A 12,256-nucleotide genomic window follows, 5' to 3' on the forward strand; every position below is an offset into this window, starting at 1 on the left:
CGCTCACTCCCACGCCGGACCGGGGGCCGGGGCGTCCTCGCGCAGCACCGCGCCCTCGATGAGCCCGTACGGGCGGTCGGCGGCGAAGAACACCTCGTTATCGTTGACCAGCCCGAACGGCTCCAGATCCACCTCGAAGTGGTGCTTGTTCGGCAGCGACAGCCGCACCTCGACGATCTCCGGGCAGGCGGCGAGCACCCTGTCGCCCATGGCGTAGAGGGTCTGCTGCAGCGAGAGGCTGTGCGTCTGCGCGAACGCCTCCAGCATCGCGCGCCGCGCCTCCCGGTAGGACTTGTCCCAATCGGCGGTGGCATCGGAGGCGTGCCGCCATTCGGCGTTCACCTCGGTGGCCAGGATCCGGTCGGTGGTCTCGCGCAGGGTGGTGTACTTGTCCTTGATATAGCCGTGGAATTCCGAACCGGTCGAGTTCAGCACCACCAGATTGCGCAAACCCGATACCACCCAGGCGTTTTCGCCGTCGAAGTGCACCCGGGCCGTCCGGGTCTCCTGACCGTTGCGCACGAAGGAATGCTGTTTGTCGCCGTTATCGGCGACGATCCGCTCCCAGCCGTACTCCTCGAGCGAGACCCGCGCATGATGGATCGGCTCCTGTGAGCCGACGAAATGCCTTGCGAGCAAAAGACCGAACGCCTCGGGCGAATCGATGCCGTATTCCTTGGCGAAGGCGAAGACGGTGTTCTTCTGGGTGTCGGTCGGCAGCACCGTCGCGTTGTCGCCGGTGAGATGCACCTGGTCCATCTCGCCGGAGAGCGCGACGCTCACGTTGAGATCCCGGATCTCATGTACGCCACCGTTTTTCGTCACCTTGACGACACGGTTCTCCGACTTTCCGTATCGGTTCGGACCGAGCTTGATCGACATTGTTCAGCTACCTCGATAGGTGGAGTAGGAATACGGACTCAGCAGCAACGGCACGTGGTAGTGCTCGTCGGCATCGGTGACGGTGAATTCGATGGTGACCGTCGGATAGAAGGGGCTCACCGCCGCGGTGTCGAAGATCAGTCGGTGCACGCCGGGCGCGGGCGCGGGCAGATCCTTGACCCGCCCGTCGTCATCGGTGCGCCGGTCGGCCAGCACCGTGCCGTCCGCGGCGACCAGCCGGACCGCGAGCCCGGCCGCCGGACGGCCCGTCGCGGCATTCAGCACATGGGTGGACAAACTCAACGGTGTCCCTCCACCAGCTTGGCCACCCGCAGCCCGGTGATCTCGGCGAGCTGATCGCGCACCACATCGCGTTCCACCTCGGGTGGGTTCCCCAGCCGTTTGTGCAATTCCACGAGCATCTGCGCCGCGTCGCGCCCGGCCGCCCGGATCAGGAACACATGGCCGAAGCGCTGCTCGTAGTCCCGGTTGCCCTGCGCGAGCGCCGCGAGCACGGTCGGGTCGGCGTCGGCCGCACCGGACTGCTCGGACCGCGACCAGGCCGCTTCCCGCTCCGAAAGACCATGCGGCCCTTTGGTTTCGGCGCGATCGCCGATGCGCGGGTGGGCGGCGAGCGCCGCCTCGACATCGGGCCAGGCCAGTTCGCGGACCGCGGCGGTCGCGGTCTCGATCAGGACGGCCGCATCGGCGTACGGGAGACCCGACGCCACCGTGCGCGCCCACCTCGGCGAGGCGCAGCAGGTGAGCAGTTCCCGCTCGGCCTGGTCGGGCGGCAGCGCGTTGAGCCATCCGATTCCGTTCGACATCCAACCTCCATGCGGCCATATCCGGTGGTCAGCCCAGTACACCCGCATTGGAGATCCACAGCCAGAAGCGAGAAATCTGAATTGTGCGCTGCTTCACAACCCAGCTTTTGTACTTATGTCCAAGGCCACCTCTCGTTAACCCTGTTAACCTTCGCAAACGTGCGACTTCGATCCCTGCTCACCATGACTGACCTGGGCCTACAGCTGGTCACCGGCGAGGATCAGCTCGACCGGTTCGTGCGCTGGGTGGTCACCACCGACATGCTCGACCCCAGCCGCTACCTGTCCGGCGGCGAACTGGTGGTGACCGGGATGCAGTGGCGTCGCGACGCCGCCGACAGCGAGGCGTTCGTCGCCGCCGTCGCCCGATCCGGTGCGGCCGCGCTGGCCACCGGCGACGCCCGCTACGGCGGTGCGCCACCCGATATCGTCGATGCCTGTCGCCGCTATCGGCTCCCACTCTTCCGCGTCCCGGAGGATATTGCGTTCGCGCAGGTCACCGAGGAGATCACCCGGAATCTGTCGACCGGCCGCGCCGCCGACCTCACCGCGGTGCTCGACCGGCACCGCCAACTGGTCTCCGGTGACGGGCTCGGCGCGGTGCTGGAGCTGATCGAACGCGACCTCGGCATGCGCTGCTGGGTGCTGTCGTCCACCGGCCGGGTGGTCGCCGGGCCCGCCGAACCGCCCGCCGACGTCACCGCCGCCTTTCTCAGCGCCCGCCGCCTACCGCACCTGATCGCCGAGCGACGGCTGTCGCTGTTCGCCGTCGACGAGCACAGCACCTCACGCGCCGCCGACTGGTTCCTGGTCTTCGAGGGCGATTTCAAGGATTGGCCGGAGGAGCGGCGCGCACTCGCCGAGGAATTGGCCGCGGTAGTGTCGCTCGAACGCGCCAGACAGGACGACCGGCAGCGGACCTCCGGGCGGCTCGCGCAGGAACTCATCCAATTGATCGTCTCCGACGCGAAACCGGCCGAGATCATCTCCCGGCTGGAGCTCACCGGGCTCGGCGCCACCGAGAACTATCTCGCGGTGGCCGCCGACGCCGATCTGCTGCGGCCAGGTGAGGTGCGAATGTTGTTGCGCGAGATGCAGTTCGGCAGGCGGCCCGCGGTCGGCGTGGTCGAGGAGGAGGCCATCGCGCTGGTGCCCGCCGACGAGGGCGGCTCGGTCATCGACGAAATACGGGACGCCGTCCAGGCTTTGGCGCCGGGACTGCGCGGCAGCAGGCTCTCGGTCGGCGTCAGCGGCATCGTCGACGGCGAGGGGCTGCGCGGCGCGGTGGAGGAGGCGCGCTACGCCCGGCGGATGGCCGCCGCCCGCCCGCAGCGGGCCAGCGTCGTCGGCCACGGCGAACTCGCCACCCACATGCTGCTGCTGGCCAGCGTGCCCGACGAGGTGCGCCGCATGTTCCGGCTGCGCCTGCTCGACCCGCTCAGCAGCTACGACCAGGACAACCGCGCCGACCTCATCCACACCCTGGAAACCTTCCTCCAGGTCTCCGGCTCGTGGACGAAATGTGCTGAGCTGCTGCACGTTCACGTGAACACCCTGCGCTACCGCATCCAACGGATCGAGGAGCTCACCGGCCGCGACCTGTCCCGCCTGGAAGACCGGGTCGACTTCTTCCTCGCCCTGGCCCTGCGCTGACCGCCTTGACGGCGAGCACCGTCGGCGTCGGCCCCCCGCCCTCCGCAAACCCAACCAATTCCATTCCAGCGCTGACGAATTCGGACAGCAATCCGGCCAGCGGCAGATGCGCCGCCCCGACCTTGTCGCGCAACCCACGATCGGTCCACGAGCGCGTCGTCCAGTGCGGTTCCCGATAACCCGGCCGGATCACGATCGCCGCCGCGTCGGCGCGATCGGCGAAACTCCCACAGAAGCAGGGATGTACGCCGATATGCACGAATATCCCGCCCGGCCGCAATATCCGCCGCACCTCGCCGAGCACCGCGGGATAGTCCGGCATATCGGTATGCGTCATGATCGCCACCGCGGCCGGGATGCTGTTGTCGCGGAACGGAAGTCGTTTCGCATCACCGCACACCACCGGTAGCCGGGGCGCCGCGTATGCCAGCATTCGAGCGGACAGGTCGACGCCGAGCGGGCGCCAGCCGAGCTCGTGCATGCGGGCCGCGTATATTCCGGTGCCGCAACCGATGTCGAGACAGGTGTCGGCTTCTTCGCGGCTGCCGAGCAATTCGCCGAGGATGCGATCGATCTCCAGCGGATCTCCCGGGCGCTGGCTCGCCAGGAACTCACGCTCGTACCAGTCGGCGATACCGTCATATCCGGTATTCATCGGTCTCGACCCCTCTGTTTCCATCGGTCGATTACAGACGGGCCGAGCGAGTAGGTGCCAGGGTTTCGGCCGAGGGCGGAATCGGTGGGTTCGCGATCTGCGGAAACGCGGTGAAATGAGCTCGCATGCAGCGACTTTCGCTGACATAGTGCATATATGGCCGTGACGGGGTTGGATGCCGATGGGTTCATCGCGCGAGAGGGTTCGCTCAGCAATGTCCAGCCGGAGTTCGCGCCGCTGGTGGCGCGCACTCGCGAATTGATCTCGGACACCTTCGGTCCCGGCCGACTGCACAGTGCCTACCTGTACGGGAGCGTGCCGCGCGGCACCGCCGTGCCAGGGGTATCCGATCTCGATGTGCTACTCGCGCTGCACCGCGAACCCACCGAGGAGGACCGGGCCGATGCCGACCGCATCGGCGCCGAACTGGATGCCGCCTTCGCCCAGATCGACGGCGCCGGAATGCAAATCGCGGCCACCACCACGCTGCTCGACGATATCGGCCACCATGACCTCGGCTGGATGGTCGCCTGCCTGTGCACCCCGCTGCTCGGCGACGACCTCGCCGACCGGCTCCCCCGCTACCGTCCCACCGCGCGCCTCGCCCGCGCCGCCAACGCCGACCTGGACCAGGCCATCGCCGCCTGGCGTGCCCAACTCGACACCGAACTCACCGACGCCGACCGGATCACGCTGTGCCGCAAGGCCGCCCGCCGCATCGTCCGCACCGGATTCACCCTCGTCATGCCCCGCTGGGGCGGTTGGACCAGCGACCTGCAACTGTCCGCCACCATCTTCGGCCGCTACTACCCCACCCGCGCCGCGCAAATGCGCACCGCCGCAACCGCCGCCACCACCCCGGACCCCGCCGTCCTCGACGACCTCATCAACGATCTCGCCCCTTGGCTCGCCGCCGAATACGATTCGGTCCTCGGACCGAATACGCCCGTTGCGGAACAGTCATGACCCGCAATGTCCTTGACAGCCGGCGGGGCTGCTTGCGAAGCTGGCGATCGGCCAGGTGCGGCCCGCCGCTCACCCCCGGTTCGGGGCAGGTGAACGCACCCTCGACGAACTTCGCGAGACATCGAATGCGCGGCGTGATCGTGGCAAAGTGAGCACCACCGTCAGCTTCCGCCGCGAGCAAGGATGTCCCGATGGAACCCACCTCCCGCGCCAAATCCATGGCCCGTGCGCTGCGTTCGGCGCTGGCCGAGCACGATGTGACGCTCGGCCACGGCCAATGCCTGGAGATCGTGGCCCGCCAACTCGGCGCCCGCGACTGGAATACGCTGTCCGGCACCGCGAACGGCGGATTCGCCTGCGCCGCCGCGATTCCGGTGCTGCGCATCTTCGACCTCGCCAAGGCGACCGAATTCTATGTCGACTACCTCGGGTTCACCGTCGACTGGGTGCATCAATACGAACCGGATACGCCGCACTACCTTCAGATTTCGCGGTCGAATACGGTATTGCACCTGTCGGAGCATCACAGCGACGGCAGCCCCAACACCGTCGTCTGGATCGCGGTGCGCGATGTCGAGGCCCTGTGCGCCGAATTGCATTCACGCCCATATCAATTCCTGCGCCCCGGCATCGAGGACGACGGCGAATTCCGCACCCTCGCCGCCATCGATCCATTCGGCAACGTGCTGCGCTTCGCCGAAGCGGCCTAGAGTCCGCCGAGCATCAGGTCGATGGTGAAATCGAACCGTTCGTGGCCGTCGCCCGCGGTGAGTTCGGCGGCGTAACGCGTTGTGTGCGGGAACGTTTCGGCGGGCAACGCGGTGAATCGGCGGATCAGTTCGGCGCGGTCGAGCACCCAGGCGGTGTCGTCGTGTACGGCGCGCTGCCGCACGACCGATATTTCGAGGCAGTACGCGGCCACATACAGCAGGAGGGCATCGGCGGTCCACGCGGCGACCTGCGGGGCGATACCGCCCGCCAGCAGGATCGCCAGCATGCCCTCGTTGATCCGCACGATCTCGAGATCGGTCGGGACCATCGCGAGCGCGGCGCGCGAAATCCCGGGATATTTCAGGTATTTGTCGCGCAGCTGGGTGCACACATCGCGGATCTGTGCCCGCCAGGCCGCCGGATCGGGTTCGGGTAGTACGAGTTCGGCGCACAGCCGCCCGATGAGCAATTCGCCGAGGTCGGCCTTATCGACGACGTGCGCGTACAGCGAGGCGGGTCCGGTGTCGAGCGCGCCGGCCAGCCTGCGCATGGTGAGCGCCTCGTAACCCTCCGTCGCGATGACGCCGAGCGCGGTGTCGACGACCTGTTCCACGGTGATCGGGGCCTTGCGGCGGCGCGGCCGCGGACCGGCCTCGACCTCCGGATTCGGCGGCAGGTGGCGCGCCGCGCGCCGCTGTCTCGGGTTCACGCGACAACCATAGCCCGGCACGAACGACGTTCGCGTATAGAGCACTGCCCTTGACACGAACAGTGTTCGTAAGTAGAACAGTGTTCGTGTTCAGTGATCGAGACGTGACCGTGGTCGGAGCCGGGCCGGTGGGTTTGATGCTCGCCGCCGAGCTGGCGCTCTCCGGCGCGACAGTCCAGGTGCTCGAGCGCCTGACCGAGCCCGACGAGGCGATGAAGGCACAGGCGATCAACGTGCCGACGGCCGAGGCGCTCGACCGCCGCGGCCTGCTCCCCGCCGCCGCGGCGGTGCACCGGGAGACGCTCACGCGTATGGGGCCGTTCGCCGGCACGCCCGACAACCGGTTCACCGGACATTTCGCGGGAATCGTCCTGGACGCCGACCTCGTCGACTGGTCCGATCCCGACCTCGCCGCACATACCGCGGCCGCCGGGGCGCGAATGGTGCCGCAGCGTGAACTGGTCGCGCTGCTCACCGAATACGTTGCGCGACTTGGTGTTCCGGTGCATCGCGGGGTGACGGTCACCGCACTGGAAGACACCGGCGACGGCGTGCTCGTCGGCACTACCGCGGGCCGGATCCGCACCGGCTGGCTGGTCGGCTGCGACGGCGGGCACAGCGCCGTGCGCCGCCTCGCCGGCATCGAATTCCCCGGCACCGACCCCGAATTCACCGGATACCAGGCGGTCGTCGAGATCGCCGACCCGGAAAAGCTTGCGAACAAATGGGTTTGGTCATCCCAAGGCGCCTACCGCTACGGACCGCAGCCCGGCCGGGTGGCCACCATCGAATTCGACGGCGGCCCCGTCGACCGCTCGGCGCCGGTCACCCTCGCCGAACTGCAAACCAGCCTGCGCCGGATCTCGGGCACCGATGTCACGCTGACCGTGCTGCGCGCCACCCCGACCCGCTGGACCGACAATGCCCGCCAAGCCGCGACCTACCGGTCGGGCCGGGTGCTGTTGGCGGGCGATGCCGCACATGTGCACCCGCCGTTCAGCGGTCAGGGGCTCAACCTGGGGGTCGGCGATGCGATGAACCTGGGTTGGAAGCTCGGCGCCGTGCTCGCCGGATGGGCGCCGGACGGGTTGCTCGACACCTACGACGCCGAACGCCGCCCCCTCGGCGCCTGGGTGCTGGACTGGACGCGGTCCCAGACCGCGATAATGCGCGGGGACGCCAAATCGGCCGCGCTGCGCGGGATCCTGGCCGATCTGCTGAACACCGGGGACGGCGCTACCTACGCGGTCAAGAAGATCTCCGGCGTCGACCAGCGCGTCGACCTGCCTGGTGACCATCCGCTGATCGGGCGGCTCGTCCCCGATCTGTGGCTGCGCGACGGCTCACGCCTCGTCGACCACGGTCACGGCGGCGAATTCCTGCTGCTCGACCGCACTCCGGACGGCGCGTTCGCCCGGCTCGGCGCGGCATGGGGCGAGCGGGTGCGCCGCGTGATCGACGAATACGCGGCGCCGACCGGTGTGCTGGTCCGCCCGGACGGGGTGGTCGCCTGGGCCTGCGACACGACCGATACCACCGGTCTCGAAGCGACTCTCCACCGGTGGGGAGGCGCACCGCAGCAGCAGCCGACGACATCGATCTATAGTGTCGGCTCGGACTCGATGCCATAGGGAGAACCCATGCCGCACATGCCAACTCGCCTCGCCGCCGGCACAATCGTCGCGCTCGGCTTGACGATGGCCTCGACGGCCGTCGGGCACGCCGCACCGCCGCCGGGCACGAAGTGCAACAACGGCAGCGCCGTCATCAACACGAACGGCCAATGCGTGCCCAACGGAAGTATGTGCTTCCTGACCGACGGAATCCTCATCGGCTGGACCAACGGCGACACCGGCCGCTGCGTGTCATACAACTTGTCGCAAAGTTATTGAGCGGACCGGGATTACAGCGCGGATGCCGCTCGGCCAACACGATGACCGGGCGGCCGTCCGCGCGGATTCGGCGATGACCGGCCTCGCCGACCGACGCACAAAGACGAACCGCGAGACGCTGCCCGCGGCCCTCCCCGCGCTGACCCGCCTGGCCGAACTCGGCCGACGGTAACCAGCCGATCTACGCCGGGCGCATTCCGTCGATCAGCCAGCGAAGGCCGGTTTCGAAGGTGGCGTCGGCGTCTGCGGATGCCGCGACGATGCTCTGGACCCCGGGACGGTCGAGGTGGCGGGCGGCGCCGGTCAGGGCTTCCCGCTGCTGTTCGGGCAGCGTCATGCCGATGGTGTAGTTGCTGACGGCGATGAAGGCCGCGCCCGCCTGTTCACGGGAAAAGCCCGCCGCGGCAAGGAGTTCGAAGAGCTGGTCCAGATAGTCCAGCTGATATTCGGCGTCCGGGCGCGCCCTGATCATCAGCAGCGCACCGTCGCGGCGGGAGCGGATGGCGCGGCGCTGGGTGCGTGCGAGATGAGTCAGCCAGGTGTCCCACGTCGCACCGGGATACCCCACCTCGCCGACCACCGAAAGCACCAGCTCGCGCGCCATTTCGTTCAGCAGGTCCTGCTTGTTCTGGAAGTGGTGGTACAGCGCCGACGGATGCACCTCGAGGTCCTTGGCGAGACGGCGCAGCGAGAGCGCCGCCAACCCGACCTCGTCGAGCTGAGCCAGGGCGGTGCGCACGATCAGTTCACGGTCGAGGGCCATGGCGGATGATCCTAGCCTTTTCTACTAGACAGTGTTCAGCTACTGTCACTAGACAGTGTTCAGTGAACACTGTCTAGTTGGGAGGAAACCATGACTGAAATCGCGCTGGACCGGGACATTCCGCCGGGTATCCGGCTCGGCGTCGTCCGCGGCATCACCTACGGTCTGCTGCGCCCGCCGGAACTGATCATGCCCGCGGTACGCAGCGTCGGCGCGGGCATGCTCCGCTGCTTCCTGTACTGGTCACAGATCGAACCCGAGCCGGGCCGCTTCGTCTGGGACGCCGTCGACGCGCTGCTCGCGCAGTTGGACGGCGACGAGGAGGTGTTGATCACCGTCTCGTCCGCATCACTGTGGGGCACCCGGCGGGTCACCGATATGCTGCCGCCTTCTCCGGCAAAGGATCTCGACACCTTCGGCGCATTCGTCCGCGCGCTGGTCACCCGCTGCCGCGGCCGAATCACCTACTGGCAGTTCGACAATGAGCCGTCCATGCCGATCCTGTGGGCCGGGACGCCCGCCGAGTATCTCGAACAGCTGAAGGTGTTCGCGGCCGCGGTGCGCGCCGCCGATCCGGAAGCCCTCGTCATGCTCGGCGGCGAACCGCACGAAAACAAGATCCGGCCGGACACTTTCGAATACCTCGTCGAACACGGCCGCGACCATTTCGACGTATACGACGTGCACCTGTACGAGGATCCGTACCAGATCCCCGACCGGATCGCCGCGACCCGCGCCATGATGGCCCGGCACGGCTACCAAAAGCCCATCGTCGCCGCCGAATACAACGGCCCGCTGCCGGGACCGCAGGCGTGGAGACACCTGGCGGCCGCGGCTCCCGGATTCATGGCGATGATGTCGGAGAACAGCGATTGGACCGCGACCACCACCGACGACAAACCCGCCGCCGAACACGACGCGATGGTCGAGCTCTACAACCGGATGCCCGAATTGCCGCCCGAATTGCAGATGTTCATGCAGGGCTGCCCACCGGAGTACGCGGATATGCACGATCGCTGGATGTGCCGAGAGATCGTGATGCGCAATCTACTCGCCCTTTCGGCGGGTGTCCGGCGCACGACATGCTGGAATCTTGCGCCCGAAACACCCGGCGGCCAAAAGCCTTACACGATACTCGGCCTGCTGTTCGACAAGTTCGCCCTCATGGACTACGACGAAGATGAGATCACCCTGCGGCACCGACAGGCGGACGCCCTCGCGCTGACTTCACGAATGCTGCACGGCGCCAAGACGATTCAGCGAATGCCCACCGAGAATCCGGATTCCTACATCTTCGAGGTCGACCGCGACGGTGGGCCGCTCGTCGTCGCATGGCAACGGCACGCCGACCTCGGCGACGAGTCGGCCCCGGCGACGGCCCACGAACTCCCCTGGCCTACCGCCACCGCCCGCGCGCTCAACGCGTACGGCGAACCGGTTCCCATCCGGGTCACCGACGGGCGCGCCACCCTGCCGCTGACGCTGACTCCGATTTTCGTCGAATCCTGATCCGATCCGGGTCGGCGCCCGCCGCGTCCACGGCAGTGCCGACCACCGATCGGATACCTTGCCGGACAACACATGCTGGCCATCACCCGATCGACACGATGATTCCTTCGTGTGGGCCGAGGCGAAGATCATCCGATCCGGTGCTGCCCGGGTGGGTTGAGCAGAGCAGGCGAGCATCGTCGAGCGCCATCGGAGCGGTCACCGAGGTCGCCGCGAAATTCAGTGCGACCAGCAGGCGTTCGTCACCGGTCTCGCGGTGATAGGCGAAGACCCGATCGTCACCGAAATCGGCTACGCGGTAAGCACCCTCGGTCAGCGCCGGATGAGTTCGACGCAGCGCCAGCAGTTTTCGATACAGGTTGAGCAGGGAATCGGGCCGTGCGCGCTGAACCGCGACATTGATGGCAGGTGCGTCGGCGGCGATGGGCAGCCAGGGTGTGCCGAGAGTGAACCCGGCGTGCCGGTTTGCGTTCCACAGCATCGGAGCGCGGCAGCCGTCGCGGCCGTCCGGATCGTGTGCCCGCTCCGCCGGAACGGGGACATCGGTCATGCCGATCTCCTCGCCGTAGTACAGAAATGGCGTGCCGCGCAGGGTGAGCAGCATCATCGCCGCCAGACGCGCCCGCGCCGGACCGTGGCCGTCCGCGGCGTAGCGGTGGGCGGCGCGCGGGAGATCATGGTTGGACAGCGCGTACGTCGGCCACGCGTGCGGTGGTGTCGTGGCCTCCACGACCGCGACCGCGTCACGAAAACCGTTGGCGGACCACGGTTGTGACCAGAACGCGAAATTGAACAGCAAGTTCAGTTCGTCGTCGTCGCCGTAATAGGCGGTCAGCCGGCCGGAATCGGTGACGCCCACCTCGCCGACCGCCACCCGGTCCGGATAGTCGTCGAGCACGGCTCGCAAGACGCGCAGCACCTCATGCACCTCGGGGCGATCGATATGCCGCTGCCGTCCCGGCGGTGCGCCGGTCGCCTTGCGCAGATGCGCCACATCGGGTGGATTATCTTGCAGCGCACGGTCTTTGATCAAACGGTGCGGGACGTCGAACCGGAAGCCGTCGACACCGCGATCCAGCCAGAACCGCATCACCTCGGTCATCGCCTGCCGCACAGCGGGATTCCACCAATTGAGGTCGGGTTGATTGCGCGTGAACGAATGCAGGTAGTACTGGCCGGTGGCCTCGTCGAATGTCCACGCCGTCCCGGTGTCCGGAAACGCGCTCAGCCAATTATTCGGCGGCCCACCATCTTCCGCGGGATCGGCCCACACGTACCAGTCGCGGCGCGGCGCGTCCCGCGCGGACCGCGATTCCTGGAACCACGGGTGCCGATCGGAGGTGTGGTTGGCGACGAGATCCAACACCACCCGCAGCCCCATTCCGTGCGCGGCCGACAACAACTCGTCGAAATCGCGCAACGTGCCGAACAGCGGATCGATATCGCGGTAATCACTGATGTCGTAACCGAAATCGACCATCGGCGACCGATAGCACGGCGACAGCCAGACCGCATCCACCCCCAAATCCCGCAAATGCGCCAGCCGCCCGATGATTCCGGGCAGATCACCCACACCGTCCCCATCCGAATCGGCGAAGCTGCGCGGATAGATCTGATAGAACACCGCATCCCGCCACCAGCCCATGCGCAATCCCTTCCGGCCCAAGGCATCGACACGACCCTATCCAA

14 protein-coding genes are annotated in these 12,256 nt (G+C 67.3%); 7 read left to right on the top strand and 7 right to left on the bottom strand.

The window, feature by feature from the left end:
• Positions 1-3: 3 nt before the first annotated feature.
• From pucL to uraD, 3 genes are read right to left on the bottom strand one after another with little or no spacing between them, the layout of a single operon-like run.
• On the bottom strand, positions 4-882 hold the full coding sequence (pucL, locus tag LGY53_RS37735) for a factor-independent urate hydroxylase (RefSeq protein WP_225731487.1): 879 nt from the start codon (positions 880-882) through the stop codon (positions 4-6).
• A 3-nt stretch (positions 883-885) separates the two neighbouring features.
• Positions 886-1,185 carry a hydroxyisourate hydrolase gene (gene uraH / locus LGY53_RS37740; RefSeq protein ID WP_225731488.1) on the bottom strand — a complete coding sequence of 100 codons (300 nt, stop codon included), beginning with the start codon at positions 1,183-1,185 and terminating at the stop codon, positions 886-888.
• Positions 1,182-1,709, bottom strand: coding sequence for a 2-oxo-4-hydroxy-4-carboxy-5-ureidoimidazoline decarboxylase (gene uraD, locus LGY53_RS37745; protein ID WP_225731489.1), 528 nt, complete (start codon positions 1,707-1,709; stop codon positions 1,182-1,184). Before uraD ends, uraH begins: the two co-directional genes overlap by 4 nt.
• A gap of 159 nt (positions 1,710-1,868) precedes the next feature.
• On the opposite strand from uraD, the gene LGY53_RS37750 reads away from it, so the two are divergent.
• Positions 1,869-3,362 (top strand): PucR family transcriptional regulator, encoded by a 1,494-nt coding sequence (locus LGY53_RS37750; RefSeq protein ID WP_225731490.1) that lies wholly within the window; start codon positions 1,869-1,871, stop codon positions 3,360-3,362.
• On the opposite strand, the gene LGY53_RS37755 is transcribed toward LGY53_RS37750, so the two are convergent.
• Entirely contained in the window at positions 3,295-4,017 is a 723-nt protein-coding gene (locus LGY53_RS37755) for a class I SAM-dependent methyltransferase (RefSeq protein ID WP_225731491.1), read from the bottom strand. The two genes, LGY53_RS37750 and LGY53_RS37755, sit on opposite strands and share 68 nt — an antisense overlap.
• 156 nt (positions 4,018-4,173) lie before the next feature.
• Here LGY53_RS37755 and LGY53_RS37760 point away from each other — a divergent pair, with 156 nt between their 5' ends.
• Both LGY53_RS37760 and LGY53_RS37765 read left to right on the top strand, forming a co-directional pair.
• A complete protein-coding gene (locus LGY53_RS37760; RefSeq protein ID WP_225731492.1) occupies positions 4,174-4,983 on the top strand; it encodes a nucleotidyltransferase domain-containing protein in 810 nt (269 codons plus the stop codon).
• Positions 4,984-5,174: 191 nt separating this feature from the next.
• Positions 5,175-5,693: a glyoxalase superfamily protein gene (locus tag LGY53_RS37765; protein WP_225731493.1), complete on the top strand. Its 519-nt coding sequence runs from the start codon at positions 5,175-5,177 to the stop codon at positions 5,691-5,693.
• On the opposite strand, the gene LGY53_RS37770 is transcribed toward LGY53_RS37765, so the two are convergent.
• A complete protein-coding gene (locus LGY53_RS37770) occupies positions 5,690-6,403 on the bottom strand; it encodes a TetR/AcrR family transcriptional regulator (RefSeq protein ID WP_225731494.1) in 714 nt (237 codons plus the stop codon). The two genes, LGY53_RS37765 and LGY53_RS37770, sit on opposite strands and share 4 nt — an antisense overlap.
• Positions 6,404-6,489: 86 nt before the next feature.
• Between LGY53_RS37770 and LGY53_RS37775 the strand changes: the two genes are divergently transcribed.
• Genes LGY53_RS37775 through LGY53_RS37785 form a run of 3 tightly spaced genes read left to right on the top strand, consistent with a single transcriptional unit; the run spans position 6,490 to position 8,467 of the window.
• Complete coding sequence (locus LGY53_RS37775; protein ID WP_225731495.1) at positions 6,490-8,034, top strand: FAD-dependent monooxygenase; 1,545 nt, start codon at positions 6,490-6,492, stop codon at positions 8,032-8,034.
• A 9-nt stretch (positions 8,035-8,043) separates the two neighbouring features.
• Positions 8,044-8,295 carry a hypothetical protein gene (locus LGY53_RS37780; protein WP_225731496.1) on the top strand — a complete coding sequence of 84 codons (252 nt, stop codon included), beginning with the start codon at positions 8,044-8,046 and terminating at the stop codon, positions 8,293-8,295.
• Positions 8,296-8,317: 22 nt separating this feature from the next.
• Entirely contained in the window at positions 8,318-8,467 is a 150-nt protein-coding gene (locus tag LGY53_RS37785) for a hypothetical protein (protein ID WP_225731497.1), read from the top strand.
• 9 nt (positions 8,468-8,476) lie between these two features.
• On the opposite strand, the gene LGY53_RS37790 is transcribed toward LGY53_RS37785, so the two are convergent.
• A complete protein-coding gene (locus LGY53_RS37790; protein ID WP_225731498.1) occupies positions 8,477-9,058 on the bottom strand; it encodes a TetR/AcrR family transcriptional regulator C-terminal domain-containing protein in 582 nt (193 codons plus the stop codon).
• A 90-nt stretch (positions 9,059-9,148) separates the two neighbouring features.
• On the opposite strand from LGY53_RS37790, the gene LGY53_RS37795 reads away from it, so the two are divergent.
• Positions 9,149-10,567 carry a glycoside hydrolase family 5 protein gene (locus LGY53_RS37795; RefSeq protein ID WP_225731499.1) on the top strand — a complete coding sequence of 473 codons (1,419 nt, stop codon included), beginning with the start codon at positions 9,149-9,151 and terminating at the stop codon, positions 10,565-10,567.
• Positions 10,568-10,649: 82 nt separating this feature from the next.
• Here LGY53_RS37795 and LGY53_RS37800 read toward each other — a convergent pair whose 3' ends face one another.
• Positions 10,650-12,212 (bottom strand): alpha-amylase family glycosyl hydrolase, encoded by a 1,563-nt coding sequence (locus LGY53_RS37800; RefSeq protein WP_225731500.1) that lies wholly within the window; start codon positions 12,210-12,212, stop codon positions 10,650-10,652.
• Between the last annotated feature and the right edge of the window lie 44 nt (positions 12,213-12,256).

This window comes from Nocardia sp. JCM 34519.1, assembly GCF_020361265.1.
GTDB lineage: Bacteria > Actinomycetota > Actinomycetes > Mycobacteriales > Mycobacteriaceae > Nocardia > Nocardia arthritidis_A.